This is a genomic window from Streptomyces odontomachi, from assembly GCF_024435355.1.
Taxonomy (GTDB): domain Bacteria; phylum Actinomycetota; class Actinomycetes; order Streptomycetales; family Streptomycetaceae; genus Streptomyces; species Streptomyces odontomachi.
Genome location: NZ_JAMJWG010000093.1, coordinates 1 through 570 on the forward strand (window position 1 = coordinate 1; position 570 = coordinate 570).

1 protein-coding gene is annotated in these 570 nt (G+C 65.4%); it reads left to right on the forward strand.

Features of this window, described 5'->3' with window-relative positions:
- The coding region (locus tag NQO67_RS43520) for an SDR family NAD(P)-dependent oxidoreductase (RefSeq protein ID WP_255956200.1) at positions 1 to 570 on the forward strand (570 nt) is incomplete at both ends.

The following is a 570-nucleotide window of genomic DNA, read 5'->3' on the forward strand; positions in this document are numbered from 1 at the left end:
GTTCGGGTCGGAGGGTTCGGTGCTGGTCACGGGGGCGACGGGGACGTTGGGTCGGGTGGTGGTGCGGCATCTGGTGGAGCGGTATGGGGTGCGGGATCTGGTGTTGGTGAGTCGTTCGGGTGGGTTGCCGGGGGATCTGGCGGATCTGGTTGAGCGGCGTGGTGTGTGTTTGCGTGCGGTTGCTTGTGATGTGGCTGATCGTGATGGGTTGGCTGCGGTGGTGGGGTCGTTGGGGTCGGGGTTGCGTGGTGTGGTGCATGCGGCTGGTGTGTTGGATGACGCGACCGTGGGGAATCTGACGCCGGAGCGTTTGGCGGGGGTGCTCAGGCCGAAGGTGGATGCTGCGTGGCATTTGCATGAGTTGACGCGGGATGTGCCGTTGTCGGCGTTCGTGTTGTTTTCGTCTGCTGCTGGTGTGGTGGGTACGGCGGGGCAGGCGAACTATGCGGCGGCGAATGCGTTCTTGGATGAGTTGGTTGCGTGGCGTCGGCGGTCGGGGTTGGTGGGGTCGGCGTTGGCGTGGGGGTTGTGGGCCGAGTCCAGTGGGATGACGTCGCAGTTGGCGGCGGT